Source organism: Paenibacillus oryzae (assembly GCF_001675045.1).
GTDB classification, from domain to species: Bacteria; Bacillota; Bacilli; order Paenibacillales; family Paenibacillaceae; genus Pristimantibacillus; species Pristimantibacillus oryzae.
The window spans coordinates 1-14,177 of the sequence record NZ_LYPA01000075.1 but is presented as its reverse complement, the minus strand read 5'-3'; the positions used below and the strand labels follow the sequence as shown (position 1 = coordinate 14,177).

The window sequence follows — 14,177 nt, the reverse complement described above, 5'->3', positions numbered from 1 at the left end:
AATCAGTTGGGAGTGGATTGGATTGAGTAAAATTACGGAAATTGTCGTACCGCAGCTCGCGGAATCGCTGGTCTCCGCAACCGTTGACAAATGGCTGAAGCAGCCTGGGGACAAAGTGGAAATGTATGAGCCCATCTGCGAATTGCTCACGGAAAAAGTGAATGCCGAATTGCCGTCAACCGTGTCTGGAACCTTGGTCAAAATTTTGGTGGGCAGCGGAGAAACCGTGCCTGTGGGAGCCGCTGTTTGTCTGATCGAGACGGAGGAGGCTGAAACGGCGCCTTCTCTTTCGCCATCGCAAGCATTGTCCCACGACGCAGCAGCGTCCAGCGTTGCAGCCGTTCAAAGCGCAAACCCGGATGACGCGCCTATGCGAGGACGGTTTTCGCCAGCTGTGCAGCAGCTCGCAGCCGAGCATGGCGTCAAGCTGGCCGATGTGCCAGGCACGGGTCTTGGCGGGCGCATCACGCGTAAGGACGTGTTGGCCTACGTTGCAGCAGGACGTCATAAAGGAGGAGCTGCAGCGCCTGCATCGGCAGCGCTGGACACCAGTATTCCCGTACGTTCATCCGGCATCCATTTGTCGGAAACGCCGCGTATTCCCAAAATCGAGATTGAAGGAGCGGCCATTCCGGGACGCGGCGAAACGTTTATTGATGTGACGCCAATCCGCAGCGCGATTGCCCGCAATATGCGGCAAAGCGTCAGCGAAATTCCTCATGCATGGACGATGATCGAAGTGGATGTAACCAATCTGGTTGTGCTCCGCAATAAGCTGAAGGACGAGTTTATGAAGCGGGAAGGCATCAACCTGACTTATTTGTCGTTCCTGCTCAAAGCGGTGGTCAACGCCATCAAGGATTTTCCCATCATTAATTCCACATGGGCCGTGGACAAAATTATTGTGAAGCGTGACATCAATATTTCGCTTGCCGTCGGCACGGAGGATTCCGTCCTGACCCCGGTCATCAAAAACGCCGACCATAAAAATATAGCGGGACTGGCAAAGGAAATTGATGAATTGGCTCGCAAAACGCGGGAAGGCAAGCTGACGCTTTCGGATATGAACGGCGGCACCTTTACCGTAAACAATACGGGTTCCTTTGGCTCCATCCTTTCGTACCCAATCATTAATTATCCGCAAGCGGCTATTTTGACCTTCGAATCCATCGTTAAGCGGCCGGTTGTCATTAATGACATGATTGCGGTTCGCTCTATGGCTAATCTTTGTTTGTCGCTTGACCATCGCATTTTGGACGGCGTTATTTGCGGCCGTTTTCTGCAACGAGTCAAGGATAATCTGGAAAGCTTTAATCAGGAAAGCAAGCTATATTAAGGTCTGAGGAGAACGAGTCATGACGGATGCTGGACGGCCTAAAAGACCCAGAGTGCTGCGTACCCGTTATATGGACATGATGGCGTACGGCGAGGCGTGGGATCTGCAGAAGAGTTATGTCAAGGAAATCGATCAGGGGGAGCGCGAAGAAACGCTGCTCCTTCTTCAGCATCCTCCTACATATACAATGGGGTCGGATCGTCATCCGGAGCATTTGCTGCTGGGTCAAGAGGAGCTGGAAAAAAGGGGGATTTCCTTTTATCAGATTGATCGCGGCGGGGATATTACCTATCACGGGCCCGGGCAGCTGGTTGGTTATCCCCTGCTTTATCTGGATGCAGTAGGGCTGGATTTGCATGCTTATTTACGCAATCTGGAGTCGGTCATTATTGACTGGCTGGCCCAATACGGAATTCAGTCGGGCAGAAAGCCGGAGTATACCGGCGTTTGGGTGGGCGATGAAAAGATAGCCGCAATCGGTATTAAATTCAACAAAGCGAGACAGCGTGGAGGTTTTATTACCAGCCATGGCTTTGCGCTTAATATTGCTTCCGGAATCGCTGACGAAGGATTTAGCGGAATAGTGCCCTGCGGCATTGGACAATACGGCGTAACCTCCTTTAACGACCTGACGGGTTATTCCATGACAGTCGAAGAGGCGGCTTCCGGCTTGCTGCCGATATTTGCCGAGCGTTTTGGATACGACATTTTCCCGGACTGAGAACTTGTCCGAAAAGCCGCGGGGCATCATGAGAGGCATTTGGCCCGCCCACACTGGCGGACATAAGCCTAAGCGGGTGTCAACCCATTACGAGCGAGCCAACTCCGGCAAGCAGTGTAGTGACCAGTAGAGTGGCGATAATAACGATAGCAACAATACGTATCAGTTTTTGTTGACGCATACCAGTATAAATCTCCTTTCACATGAACAACCTTGAATCATATTATAAACGAAATATTGGGATGGAGGAAATGGTTATGGTGCAAAACGAACGATTAATTAATCTATTTATGGAATTGGTGCAGGTGGACAGCGAAACAAAGCATGAGGCGGAAATCAGCAAGGTGCTGAAGGAAAAGTTTGGCGCTTTGGGTCTTTCTATTGAAGAGGATGAAGCTGGCCCCAAAATCGGCCATGGCGCAAACAATTTATTTGCTATTCTGGAAGCGACAGAAGGCAGGGAGGATGAGCCGACCATTCTGTTTACCTGCCATATGGATACCGTTGCTCCGGGCAATGGCATCAAGCCGACTCTGCATGAGGATGGGTATATCCGCAGCGACGGCACTACGATTCTGGGCAGCGACGACAAAGCGGGCATTGCCGTTATGCTGGAAGCTATCGCCGTAATCAAGGAGCAGGCTATTCCCCATGGACGCCTTCAGTTTGTTATTACAGTTGGCGAGGAATCCGGACTGCTAGGAGCGCGCAACATGGATGCCTCCAAGCTGGAGGGCAAGCTTGGTTACGCGCTGGACTCTAACGGCTCCATTGGCGACATTGCGGTTGCAGCGCCAACCCAGGCAAAAGTATTTATTAAGTTTTATGGAAAATCGGCTCATGCGGGCGTTAATCCGGAGGATGGCATCAGCGCCATTCAGGTTGCATCCAAGGCGATTGCCAAAATGCCGCTTGGCCGCATTGACCATGAAACAACTGCCAATATCGGAAAATTCGAAGGCGGCGGCGAAACCAATATTGTTTGCGATTATGTGATGCTTTACGCTGAAGCCCGCAGTCTGAGACAAGACAAGCTGGACGCCCAGCTTGCGGCGATGAAGGAGGCGGCGGAAAAAGCGGCTGCCGAGCATGGAGCAAAGGCGGAATTCGAAAGCGACGTCATCTATCCTGCGTATTGCTACGATGAAAATGACCATGTTGTCCAGCTTGCGCAAAAAGCGATTAAGGCGATTGGCGCTACGCCAAAAACATTCCACTCCGGCGGCGGCAGCGACGCTAATATTTTCAATGGTCTTGGCGTTCCTACCGTAAACCTTGCAGTTGGCTACGAATATATTCACACGACAAAAGAGCAAATCAAGGCGGAAGATATGGTCAAGCTGACATCGCTTGTGCTTGAAATCGTCAAGCAAGGTGCCAACTGAGGTTAACCGTTGACTGTGGGAGGGTAACAAAATGAGTGATCAGAATGAACGCGATATCTGGCATGAACCGACTGTATCCACGGAGCCGATTTTTCAAGGCAAAATCATATCCCTGCAGGTCGATACGATCGAGCTGCCGGACGGACGAACCGCGACGCGTGAAATTGTAAGGCATCCCGGCGCGGCGGCTGTTATCGCGCTTCTGGACGGCAAGCTGCTCGTTGTGGACCAATATAGAAAGCCGATGGAGAAAACGCAGATTGAAATTCCTGCGGGTAAGCTGGATGGCAACGAGGACCCTATGGAAGCTGCGGCGAGAGAGCTGGAGGAGGAGACGGGTTACCGGACCGATAGCTTGAAGCTCGTCAGCGCATTTTATACTTCGCCGGGTTTTGCCGATGAAAAGCTTTATTTGTATTTTACGGATCAGCTAAAGCCCGGCCGCGTCAATCCTGACGAGGATGAAGATCTTGTGATCAAAGCGATCACACTGGAGGAGGCGGAGGCTTACATGGCGGAGGGACGCATAAGCGACGCCAAAACCATAATGGCTATATACGCCTGGAAGCTGTATTTGCATACCGGCTCCATTTCCTGACAAGCCGTCATACCCTGTTACCGTTCTTCATACATATGTAAGGAGAACGGTAACGGAGGCGCGGGATGAAAAGCCAACTTCATTTGTATCTGTTTGTGTCGGTTCTAATGGGAGCGGGAGCGTTATTTGGCGCGCTGCTGGTCGGGGCGTTGACGCTGGAGCAGCAGCAAAATCTGGCTGCCGAAATGTCGCGTTACATGGGCGCTGCCGGAAATGGATTTTCGCCTGACGCCCGCGAGTGGTTTTGGGACAAGTTTTTTTTCTATTTTAAATGGCTGATGCTGATCTGGGTGCTTGGCATAACGGTAGCCGGAATCCCCGGTATCCTGGGCCTTAATTTTCTCAAGGGTGTGCTGGTCGGCTTTTCGATCGGCGTACTGGTGCAGCAATACGCCTGGAAGGGCGTTTTGCTGTTTTTTGTAACGGTAGCGCCGCAAAATATCATTGCTCTGCCAGCCATGATTATGGTTAGCGCGTCCTCCTTGTTTTTTGGCATCTATGTCATCAAAAACCGGGTGCTGAGCCATCAAGGCGATCTGCTCCTTGCCTTTGGCTCGCTGGTTTCATCGGTGGTTGTCGCGTTATTCCTGTTTGCAGGAGCTGCATTTGTCGAAGCCTATTTCTCACCGCAGCTGCTCGGCTGGAGCGTCCCCCGCCTGCTCGCCATTGGCGGCGGCTGAATGCTTCATGGATTTTCGATTTTAGGGCCCATTTGTAAGATAGACCGTTCAAAAGAACCCGGTCTCAAAATAAAGCCGACAAATAGGTATGAGCTTCCATGACGCCCTTTTCCTGCAGGTACCGGTTTTGCTGAATATTTATTTACCGAAATAGACTTTCCGGAGAGCCCCTTTCATCCCGGGATTGATGTTTTTCCCCACCCGAAGTTGACTTGTGGGAAGTTAGTGTTATAATTTGTTTGAACGTTCATTCAATATTGGGAGGTTATATGGGACCAAAAACAGATAACAACACCAAGATCAGACTTGTTGCAGCAGCCTTGAAAGTGCTTGCCGAGCAAGGATATCATAAAACCTCGATGAAGGAAATTGCCAGAGAGGCTGGCGTCGCGCAAGGCTTGATCAATTATTATTTTCCCAGCAAGGACGATCTGATGTTTGAAGTATTCCAGATGGAGAGTCTTAAATATGCGGAGGAGATGCAACGAATCGCGGACATCCCGAAGGGCGAGCATTTCATACGGCATGCCCTGGAGGTTCCCAAGGGGATGGTGAATGCCTACCCGGACTGGCATCGATTGCGTTACGAGCTGTTTGCAATCGGACTTCGCAGCGAGGCTGGCAGACAAAAAATAAAAGAAAGCCTGGCTGCAGGACGTCGTCTTGTCCATCAATCTTTGGATACTTTTTCGAATACCGACCATGTCAACAAATCGGCACTGGCCTCGATAATAAACGTGGTCATCGATGGACTTGCGCTAGAGCTTATGGCGGACCCGAATTATGATATTGAAGCCGCCTATCTTACATTCGCAGAGCTGCTCGAAGCTTATTTGTCGGAGGGAAGGAGATGATTTTTTTTTGAAATATTATTGAATGAACGTTCAAACAAATAAGGAGGGGATAAGTAATGCTGGAGTATGCAAGCCTGGTTTTATGGCTGCCTTATATCGCTTTATTGGTACACACAATAGAGGAACTGCCCGAATTCTCATCGTGGTCGACCCGTCATTTTCGAGAGATGTCTGCCATACAGCATGCCGTCATCCAATCTATTATGTTGATTGTTTTGTTAGTATGCTCCGTCATGGCAACGGCCGAGGAGAGCGATAGCGTCTGGATCATTATAGTTGCAGGATTTCAGCTTCATGTCGGTCTTAATGCATTGTTTCATATCGTCATGGCCGTTCGTTTTCGTGAATATTCTCCAGGGATGCTGACGGGCATCGCGGTGTCTCTTCCGACGACCCTCGTGTTTTTTGGTTATGTGAGCCAGCATGCCATCCTGACAGGGACAGCATACGCGATTGCTATAACGGCCGGAGTGCTGCTGGCCGCTGCTGCTGTCGGAACTTTATTTCTACCCCGCAAGTCCAACAAAAAAACGATGAGGGCGGAGATATAATATGATTTTGTTCCTTGTAGTGCAAATGCTTCTCGCTATTCTTTTCCTTTTCTCCGGCTCTGGCAAGCTACTCGGCTGGTCTTCATACAAAAAAAGCTTTAAGCATTTGCGATTGCCAAAACGCATTCGCATCCTGGCAGGAATTGTTCAATTAATGGGGAGCATTGGATTAATTATAGGCTTTTGGTTCTCCTCGGCGACGGCAGCATCTGGCCTATTATTGTCGTTTACGATGTTTGCGGCCATTGCCTCGCATATTCGAGTCAAGGATACACTGGCTCAAACCGCGCCTGCGATCTTTGTATGCATGCTCACCGTTTTACTGCTCTTCAAATAGGTAGCGTTGCATCTGATAACCGGTCTCAAAAAGAGCTTTCAAAAACTATGAGGTGTGCCTTTTTTGCGAAACGAGCCTCTGCATTCAAGTATTCTACCCTGAGCATAACGTGCGTTTTGTAGCCGTCAGCGAAAACATTGATACCGCCAAGGGCGGCTATCGCCAACGAGCCTTGAATGGTGATTACACGGGTGTTTCGCTCCTTAAGGTTATCGCAAGGACGAGGAGAATAAACATAAGCTTGTGCCGGACGAACAGGTTGTGCCCGTTGTTCACCGAATCTTTCAACTGGCGGTAGAAGGTTACAGCTCTTATAAAATTGGCATGTTATTGCGAGCTAATCAAATCCTGATTTCGCGGGGCTATCTGGCCCAGCAACATCAGCGTTATCTGAAGGTGGTCAATGCCAAGCATCCCTATGATTGGCGGGCAAGGACGATCGCAATAATTCTTCAAAATCGTGCCTATCTTGGACAATTGGTGAGTCATAAGGCGACGAAGCCCTCCTTCAAGATACCAAGAAGATGGTATGAAGCTAGAAAATGAGTAGCGGAGCTTAGTGGGAGCTAAGTGAGTAACGGAATTTTCGGCTGAATGCCATATTCGCCGCTGGCCATGACATCTAGTCATGCCCCGTAATGGGAAGCGTACATTTTGAACTACCAAATTAAAATGAAGTTCAAAAAGTTCGGTTCTCAGTACCAAGAAGATGGGATGAAGCTAGAGATCGAGAACCGGAGCGTAGTGGAAGCTACGTGAGGATCGGAGATTTCGGCTGAATGCCATATTCGCCGCTGGCCATGACATCTAGTCATGGCCCGTAATGGGAAGCGTACTTTTTGAACGACCTTATTAAGGATGTTAAACATTGACTTTCCCGGTTATTACCGCCTATAATTAAAGGGACCGTTTATTGAATATGGCGCGACAAACGGCAGGGGGGAAATCATGGAAAGCCGTATTGACAAAATCAAGCAGCAGCTGCAATCGCACGGCTACAAGCTTACCCCTCAACGGGAAGCAACCGTTACCGTATTGCTGGAAAACGAAGAGGATCACCTCAGCGCTGAAGATGTTTTTATGCTAGTGAAAGACAAAGCTCCTGAAATCGGTTTGGCTACGGTTTATCGAACCCTTGAGCTGCTCAGCGAAATGCATGTCGTTGAAAAAATGAATTTTGGCGACGGAGTTGCCCGTTACGACCTGCGTACGGACAGCAGCAAGCATCACCATCACCATTTGATTTGCGTGCAATGCGGATCTATGGAGGAAATCAAGGACGATTGGCTGCTCCCGCTGGAGGATAGGCTGGAGAAGGATTATAATTTTTTTGTAGTTGATCACCGGTTGGATTTTCAAGGCGTATGCCGTCGGTGCAGAGATAAAAACGAACATCACCCCACAAATGAAACGGCCCCGTAATCCACTTGTTGGAGAGCAAGGCCGTTTCAACGTTTTACAAGCATCCCGCATCTGCGGCTCTTATGCAGCAGTGCTTGCGTTAGCCGTCCGACCGTCATAAAGAGCATCCACCCTTCATATGGTTTACGGACAGCCTCGCGGCACGGCGAGGCGAAGGGAGGAACTGATATGGTTGTTTCACTGCGCAAGTGGCTGGACCGGGCGTTGTTTGTTGGGTTGTTTGTGGTGCTGCTTATTATAGCAGCCGGGGGATACAAATGGCTGGTGGATGTTTTTGCTCCTGTCCATCCGTACAGGGAGCCGGCCGGCAACGCCGTCAAGGTGTTTGTAACCGATCCCGCCGTTCCCGATGAAGGAAGCGGGGCCGACCAGCTTAGGTGGTTTTTTTGGTACGGCGGATAAGTCTTCTTTTGGTACAAGCACGTTCGGCAGGAATTGGAATACAAGGCGTTGAATTTTTGTTGTTGAGAGGGAAGCGCATGAAGTCATATTTGAAGCAATACATGATGCATTTGCAAATGCATCGCAAGCTATCGGCCAATTCCTTGTCCTCCTATGAGCGGGATTTGAACCGGTTTGCAGCCTATCTGGAGCACAGCGGGGTTGGAGCCGTCAAGGATGTCCAAAAGCATCATTTGGGCCGGTACGTCGCCATGCTGAAGGAAGAAGGACGCAAATCGGCGACCATCACCCGCCATATCGTCTCTGTGCGGGCTTTTTTTCATTATCTTTTTGATGAAGGCGTTATCGAGCAGGACCCGTCGCTGCGGATGGAATCGCCCAAACCGGAGAAAAAACCGCCTCTCGTTTTGACAATGGATGTAACCAATGCGCTTTTGGACGCCCCTGTATGCGACAGCCCTTCCGGCAAACGGGACAAGGCTATGCTGGAGCTGCTGTATGCTACAGGCATTCGCGTTTCCGAGCTTGTGGCGCTGAACATGGAAAATCTAAAGCTGTCGCTTGGCTTTATTCAGTGCGGAGGCGGCGGCTTTCGGGAGCGGATTGTACCTTTTGGCAGTCACGCCAGTGAAGCGCTGAATCAGTATTTGGCCAACGGGAGAGCATATTTTCTGGAGGGAAGGGCGGATTCCGACGCATTGTTTCTGAACCATTTGGGAACAAGAATGACCAGGCAAGGCTTCTGGAAGACGCTCAAAAAATATGCCCGCGCCGCGGGCGCCGGAGAAGAGATAACGCCTCATGCGCTGCGGCATTCCGTAGCCGCTCATCTGCTGGAGAATGGCGCTGACATTCGCTCGGTGCAGGAATTGATGGGCCATGCGGATATCTCGTCCACCTTGAAATACACGCAGCAGTCCCGGGTCCGCCTTAAGGAAGCGTATACCAGCGCTCATCCGCGGGCATAAGCCGCCGTAGCATGGCGTTGGCCTATCCATAATTACACCTGCCCGGACATTAGACTTCTAGAAAGAGGGAAATAAAATGAAATTTGAAAGAATAGCTGTTATTGTGCTGGATAGCGTCGGGATTGGCGAGCTTCCGGATGCCCCCGAGTTTGGGGATGCGGGTAGTCATACACTGGGCCATATTCTAAGGGAGATGCCGGAATTGTCTCTCCCTCATTTGAGGCGTTGGGGCCTTGACCGGATTGCGCCGATCGGGCATTGGCAGCCATCCGGCGAGAAGCCGGCCGCTTATTATGGCAAAATGGCGGAGGTTTCTGTCGGAAAAGACACCATGACGGGGCATTGGGAATTAATGGGCCTTAAGCTGACGACGCCTTTTCAAACCTTTCAGGACGGTTTTCCGGATGAGCTGATTCATGCCTTCGAAGAGCGCACAGGCCGTAAAGTCATTGGCAACAAACCCGCAAGCGGAACGGAAATTCTTGACGAGCTTGGCGCTGAGCAGATGAAGACCGGCGCTTGGATCGTCTATACGTCGGCGGACAGCGTTTTTCAGATTGCAGCTCACGAGGATATCATTCCGCTCGACGAGCTGTACAAGGCCTGTGAAATCGCCAGAGAGCTGACGATGGATGAGCGCTTTACGGTTGGCCGGGTTATTGCACGGCCATATGTCGGGAAGCCGGGCAGCTTCAGCCGCACGCCAAACCGTCATGATTATGCCGTCAAGCCGCCTCAGCCAACCGTGCTGAACGCGCTGAAGGATAGTGGCTACGATGTCATTTCCATCGGAAAAATAAATGATATTTTTGATGGCGAAGGCATTACCCGCAGTCAGCCGACAAAAAGCAACAGCGACGGCATCAGACGTACGGCTGATGAATTGGCCAAGCCGTTTAAAGGCTTGCTGTTCACCAATCTGGTCGATTTTGATTCCCTGTATGGCCATCGCCGCGATACCATTGGCTACGGCAAGGCGCTTCAGGAATTCGATGCCGCTATACCGGAGCTGGAGTCGCTGCTTGGTGAAAAGGATTTGCTCATTGTAACGGCGGATCATGGCAACGATCCAACACATCCAGGCACGGATCATACCAGAGAATATGTGCCGATTCTGCTCTACAGCCCCGCATTTGCCCAAACCGGCGAACTGGCGGTCCGCTCGACCTTTTCGGATCTTGGGGCAACCATTGCCGACAACTTCGGAGTGGCCATGCCTCCTAACGGGGAAAGCTTTTTGGACAAGCTGTAGGGTCGGTGCATCAGTGATTTTTTGCGGACACGGAGGTTCAAGGCGATCGGCTAAAGTGGATCGCTTTGAGTCTGCCTTATGAGAACAAAGTGTTGCCTTAACTAAGCTCAGCGCTTAACCTACAATCGAACAGGAGAGATAAAAAATGCAACAATTGACTTCGGTACAAATCAAGGAAGCAGCGCAATACATAGCGGGAAAAATCGCAATCAAGCCTGAAATCGGCCTTATTATGGGCTCCGGCCTCGGCGTGCTTGGCGATTTGATTGAAGAGGCGGTTGTTATTCCTTACAGCGATATTCCCCACTTCCCGGTTTCTACGGTAGAGGGCCATGCCGGCGATCTGCTAGTCGGCAAATTGTCAGGCCGCAATGTAGTGTTGATGAAAGGCCGCTTCCATATGTACGAGGGATACGGCCCCGAGCTTACAGCATTCCCTGTTCGCGTTATGAAGGCGCTGGGCGCGAGCTCGCTCCTAGTGACCAATGCAGCTGGCGGCATTAATCTGAACTTTGCATCCGGCAACCTGATGCTGATATCCGACCATATCAATCTGACGGGCAAAAATCCGCTAATCGGACCTAACGACAATGAGCTTGGCGTAAGATTCCCCGATATGTCAGAAGCGTACAGCAAGCGGCTGCGCGGAATTGCTTCCGAAATTGCAAATGAGCAAGGCTTTTCGCTGCAGGAGGGCGTTTATGTCGGCCTACTGGGACCAACGTATGAAACGCCGGCAGAAATCAGGATGCTTCGCGCGCTTGGCGCGGATGCTGTCGGAATGTCGACAGTGGCTGAGGTTATTGCCGCACGCCATTCCGGTATCGAGGTAGTGGGCATTTCCTGCATTACCAATATGGCGGCGGGCATTCTGGACCAGCCGTTGTCCCATGATGAAGTAATGGAAACGGCGGAGCGCGTCAAGTCCCAATTTCTAGGTCTTGTGACAGCGTTAATCGCCAAAATGTAGCGATTTCTGTAACAAAATTGTTTAAAAAGCCTCGACCCAAAGTGACAGCATTTTGCGGCTGTTGCGTCGTATAATGTCCATGATCATTGAAAGATGGAGTGGACAAGGCTATGGAGGAATTACTCGAACAATTGGAGCAGCTGCGTACCGAAATGGTGGAAACGGCGCTGCAGGAGCAAAGTTTGCTGCATCGCGATGTGTTGGTGCTTAGCCAGTCGCTGGATAAAGTCATCCTTCGCGTACAAATTAAACGCAGAGAACTGGAGCTTGCGCGCAAAACCTGACAGTGCTCGGCAAAGGGAGGCGCAATCAGCATGAGAGCAGTTGATCTGATTCACAAAAAAAGGGACGGCGGCGAGCTGTCCGCCGCAGAACTGAATTTTCTAATACAAGGCTACAGCAAGGACGAGGTGCCGGACTATCAAATGTCTGCTTTCGCTATGGCTGTTTTTTTCCGAGGCATGACGGCCGCGGAAACGGCCGCTTTAACCTTGGCTATTGCGGAATCGGGCGATCAAGTGGATTTGACGCCAATTGCAGGTATTAAAGTGGACAAGCACAGCACAGGCGGAGTAGGCGACAAAACCACGCTCATTTTGGCTGCTCTGGCGGCATCGGCAGGAGTACCCGTGGCAAAAATGTCAGGGCGCGGCTTAGGTCATACAGGCGGTACAATTGACAAGCTGGAGTCTATTCCGGGCTTTCGGACAGAGCTGGCCAGGGAAGCTTTCATTAACCAGGTCAATACGATTGGTCTTTCCGTCATCGGGCAAAGCGGCGATCTTGCGCCGGCCGACAAAAAGTTGTACGGCCTGCGTGATGTGACAGCGACGGTGGAATCCATTCCGCTGATTGCAAGCTCCGTTATGAGCAAAAAAATCGCCGCAGGCGCGGATGCGATTGTTCTGGATGTCAAAGCTGGCAGCGGCGCCTTCATGAAAACCGTGGAGGATGCCGAAGCGCTTGCCTCGGCCATGGTTGAGATTGGCACCCAGGTTGGCAGAGTAACCTCGGCGGTTATCAGCGATATGGACCAGCCGCTGGGCTATGCGATAGGTAATGCTCTTGAGGTTATGGAGGCAATAGAAACGCTGAAGGGAAAAGGGCCGCACGATTTGACGGAGCTATGCCTGACGCTTGGCGCCCATATGATAGTGCTTGGCGGGAAAGCGGCGGATATTGCCGAAGCCAAGCAAATCCTGAAGCAAAAGCTGGAAAACGGCGAGGCTTTGGCTAAATTTGCCGAGCTGATCAGCGCTCAAGGGGGAAATCCTGCAGTGCTGGAGCAAACGGAGCTGCTTCCTCAGGCGGCTTTGACCGTTGAGGTAACGGCAGAGGAAGGCGGCTATGTAGGCAGCATTCAGGCGGAGCAGCTAGGACTTGCGGCCATGCTGCTTGGCGCAGGACGAGCCACAAAGGAAGCTCAAATTGATTATGCGGTAGGACTTGTCCTTCGCAAAAAGGTCGGCGATGCTGTTGCTGCGGGAGAAAGCTTGGCGACTCTCCATGTGTCGTCCAATAATGCAACCGTGCAAGAGGTGGCGGAGCGTGTGCGCAAAGCCTTTGGTATTGTATCCTCTGTGCCCGCGCCAAAGCCGCTTCTGCTGTCCATTGTGACGGCCGGAGGCATACAGCGCGTATAACATTAGTCCAGATGGCCGTCCACCTCGTGACGGCCATTCTGCTGTCTTATTCAAGCTGTCGATAGGCTGCTGTAGGCTGCTGGTAGAAACATGAATACTGCACATTATCCAAATGAGCGTATGTCATCCTGAAAAGACGGAGGTAATTGTATGAGCCAAACTTATGGATCAGAATCAGATTTGGAAAAATCCATTCGGACTGGCCCTGCCTATCTGGAAGGGCTGGCGACGCCTTTCAACTCTCAAGACTGGATCGACGAGGAGTGGACCGGAACATTAGACATCCGCGGCCAACGACGTTTTCGCATCCGATATTACGGAGAGTTGTTTGAAGGTCTGATCGTTGGCACAGAAGATGCCCCGCAGCTTGTTTATGGAGAAGATGAGTTTACCGGGGAGCTTTTTTTGCTGTTTGACGGGTGCAGCCATGGCTATAATGCGATGTTGTGCGACGAGTACAATGATGAACAGCGTAATAGAAAGGCTGCTCTTACTTACAGGGATGAAGACGGTGAAGAGTTATTCGAGATTCGCGCTACGGCGTATTACAATATTGACTGGGACGACGAGTTTGGCGAGGAAGTGGATGAGGAAGGCCGTCTGGCACTGATAAGCGGTCAAAAAATTCCTTTTGAAATCGCCAAGCGCAATGGTTTTGATGCTATAGGCATTGTTGCAATCAACAGCAAGGGAAACCAGACAGAAATTTTGCAGGAAGAATTGGCGTAAGCCCGCCGAATAATTGCGGTTTTTAGGCTAGCGCAAATATGTAATCAATCCGGCTTAAAAAGTAAAATGAACTCGTTAACGGCGCTGTGCAAGCAACGCCGTTTTTGTGTTCAGTCGGCAGAGTGCTGCGGTCATAAATGTCCGTTATATGGGCAAAACGTCATTTTTGCCAAAGGTAACGGACACTAATGTCCGGCAGAGCCTCTAACAACGTGGAATTGTGGTGAAAATGGCCTGTAATGGTCATCCGTGACTATGCTTGACCCACAATGCTTCCAAAAAACTGGATGTTGAAAACATAGCTACCCAACGAAGGTTCTCTCCGTTAT

General features: G+C 50.8%; 18 protein-coding genes. 17 read left to right on the top strand and 1 reads right to left on the bottom strand.

Going from position 1 to position 14,177, the window contains the following annotated elements:
- The first annotated feature begins 22 nt into the window (after window positions 1–22).
- Both A7K91_RS21745 and lipB read left to right on the top strand, forming a co-directional pair.
- Complete coding sequence (locus A7K91_RS21745) at window positions 23–1,336, top strand: dihydrolipoamide acetyltransferase family protein (RefSeq protein WP_068686591.1); 1,314 nt, start codon at window positions 23–25, stop codon at window positions 1,334–1,336.
- Between the two features lie 19 nt (window positions 1,337–1,355).
- Window positions 1,356–2,057 carry a lipoyl(octanoyl) transferase LipB gene (gene lipB, locus A7K91_RS21740; protein ID WP_082967664.1) on the top strand — a complete coding sequence of 234 codons (702 nt, stop codon included), beginning with the start codon at window positions 1,356–1,358 and terminating at the stop codon, window positions 2,055–2,057.
- Window positions 2,058–2,136: 79 nt separating this feature from the next.
- Here lipB and prli42 read toward each other — a convergent pair whose 3' ends face one another.
- Complete coding sequence (prli42, locus tag A7K91_RS26580) at window positions 2,137–2,238, bottom strand: stressosome-associated protein Prli42 (protein WP_156739746.1); 102 nt, start codon at window positions 2,236–2,238, stop codon at window positions 2,137–2,139.
- Window positions 2,239–2,314: 76 nt separating this feature from the next.
- On the opposite strand from prli42, the gene A7K91_RS21735 reads away from it, so the two are divergent.
- From A7K91_RS21735 to A7K91_RS21670, 15 genes are all read left to right on the top strand, one after another.
- Window positions 2,315–3,442 carry a M20/M25/M40 family metallo-hydrolase gene (locus A7K91_RS21735; RefSeq protein ID WP_068686590.1) on the top strand — a complete coding sequence of 376 codons (1,128 nt, stop codon included), beginning with the start codon at window positions 2,315–2,317 and terminating at the stop codon, window positions 3,440–3,442.
- Window positions 3,443–3,473: 31 nt separating this feature from the next.
- Window positions 3,474–4,040, top strand: a complete 567-nt coding sequence (locus A7K91_RS21730; protein WP_068686589.1) for an NUDIX domain-containing protein — start codon at window positions 3,474–3,476, stop codon at window positions 4,038–4,040.
- Between the two features lie 65 nt (window positions 4,041–4,105).
- Window positions 4,106–4,720, top strand: coding sequence for a stage II sporulation protein M (gene spoIIM / locus A7K91_RS21725; protein ID WP_068686588.1), 615 nt, complete (start codon window positions 4,106–4,108; stop codon window positions 4,718–4,720).
- Window positions 4,721–4,989: 269 nt separating this feature from the next.
- Entirely contained in the window at window positions 4,990–5,574 is a 585-nt protein-coding gene (locus A7K91_RS21720) for a TetR/AcrR family transcriptional regulator (protein WP_068686587.1), read from the top strand.
- Window positions 5,575–5,630: 56 nt separating this feature from the next.
- Window positions 5,631–6,125, top strand: coding sequence for an HXXEE domain-containing protein (locus tag A7K91_RS21715; protein ID WP_068686586.1), 495 nt, complete (start codon window positions 5,631–5,633; stop codon window positions 6,123–6,125).
- A 1-nt stretch (window position 6,126) separates the two neighbouring features.
- On the top strand, window positions 6,127–6,462 hold the full coding sequence (locus A7K91_RS21710; RefSeq protein WP_068686585.1) for a DoxX family protein: 336 nt from the start codon (window positions 6,127–6,129) through the stop codon (window positions 6,460–6,462).
- A 243-nt stretch (window positions 6,463–6,705) separates the two neighbouring features.
- Window positions 6,706–7,008 carry a recombinase family protein gene (locus A7K91_RS26890; protein WP_068686584.1) on the top strand — a complete coding sequence of 101 codons (303 nt, stop codon included), beginning with the start codon at window positions 6,706–6,708 and terminating at the stop codon, window positions 7,006–7,008.
- Between the two features lie 402 nt (window positions 7,009–7,410).
- Complete coding sequence (gene fur, locus A7K91_RS21700) at window positions 7,411–7,884, top strand: ferric iron uptake transcriptional regulator (RefSeq protein ID WP_068686583.1); 474 nt, start codon at window positions 7,411–7,413, stop codon at window positions 7,882–7,884.
- 168 nt (window positions 7,885–8,052) lie between these two features.
- A complete protein-coding gene (locus A7K91_RS21695; protein WP_068686582.1) occupies window positions 8,053–8,286 on the top strand; it encodes a DUF4227 family protein in 234 nt (77 codons plus the stop codon).
- Between the two features lie 77 nt (window positions 8,287–8,363).
- Window positions 8,364–9,254, top strand: a complete 891-nt coding sequence (gene xerD, locus A7K91_RS21690; RefSeq protein ID WP_068686581.1) for a site-specific tyrosine recombinase XerD — start codon at window positions 8,364–8,366, stop codon at window positions 9,252–9,254.
- A 76-nt stretch (window positions 9,255–9,330) separates the two neighbouring features.
- Window positions 9,331–10,506: a phosphopentomutase gene (deoB, locus tag A7K91_RS21685; protein WP_068686580.1), complete on the top strand. Its 1,176-nt coding sequence runs from the start codon at window positions 9,331–9,333 to the stop codon at window positions 10,504–10,506.
- A gap of 145 nt (window positions 10,507–10,651) precedes the next feature.
- A complete protein-coding gene (locus tag A7K91_RS21680; protein ID WP_068686579.1) occupies window positions 10,652–11,476 on the top strand; it encodes a purine-nucleoside phosphorylase in 825 nt (274 codons plus the stop codon).
- Window positions 11,477–11,586: 110 nt separating this feature from the next.
- A complete protein-coding gene (locus A7K91_RS26220) occupies window positions 11,587–11,760 on the top strand; it encodes a Spo0E family sporulation regulatory protein-aspartic acid phosphatase (protein ID WP_082967663.1) in 174 nt (57 codons plus the stop codon).
- Window positions 11,761–11,790: 30 nt separating this feature from the next.
- Window positions 11,791–13,119, top strand: coding sequence for a pyrimidine-nucleoside phosphorylase (locus A7K91_RS21675; RefSeq protein WP_068686578.1), 1,329 nt, complete (start codon window positions 11,791–11,793; stop codon window positions 13,117–13,119).
- Between the two features lie 150 nt (window positions 13,120–13,269).
- Entirely contained in the window at window positions 13,270–13,848 is a 579-nt protein-coding gene (locus A7K91_RS21670; RefSeq protein WP_068686577.1) for a hypothetical protein, read from the top strand.
- Window positions 13,849–14,177: the final 329 nt, after the last annotated feature.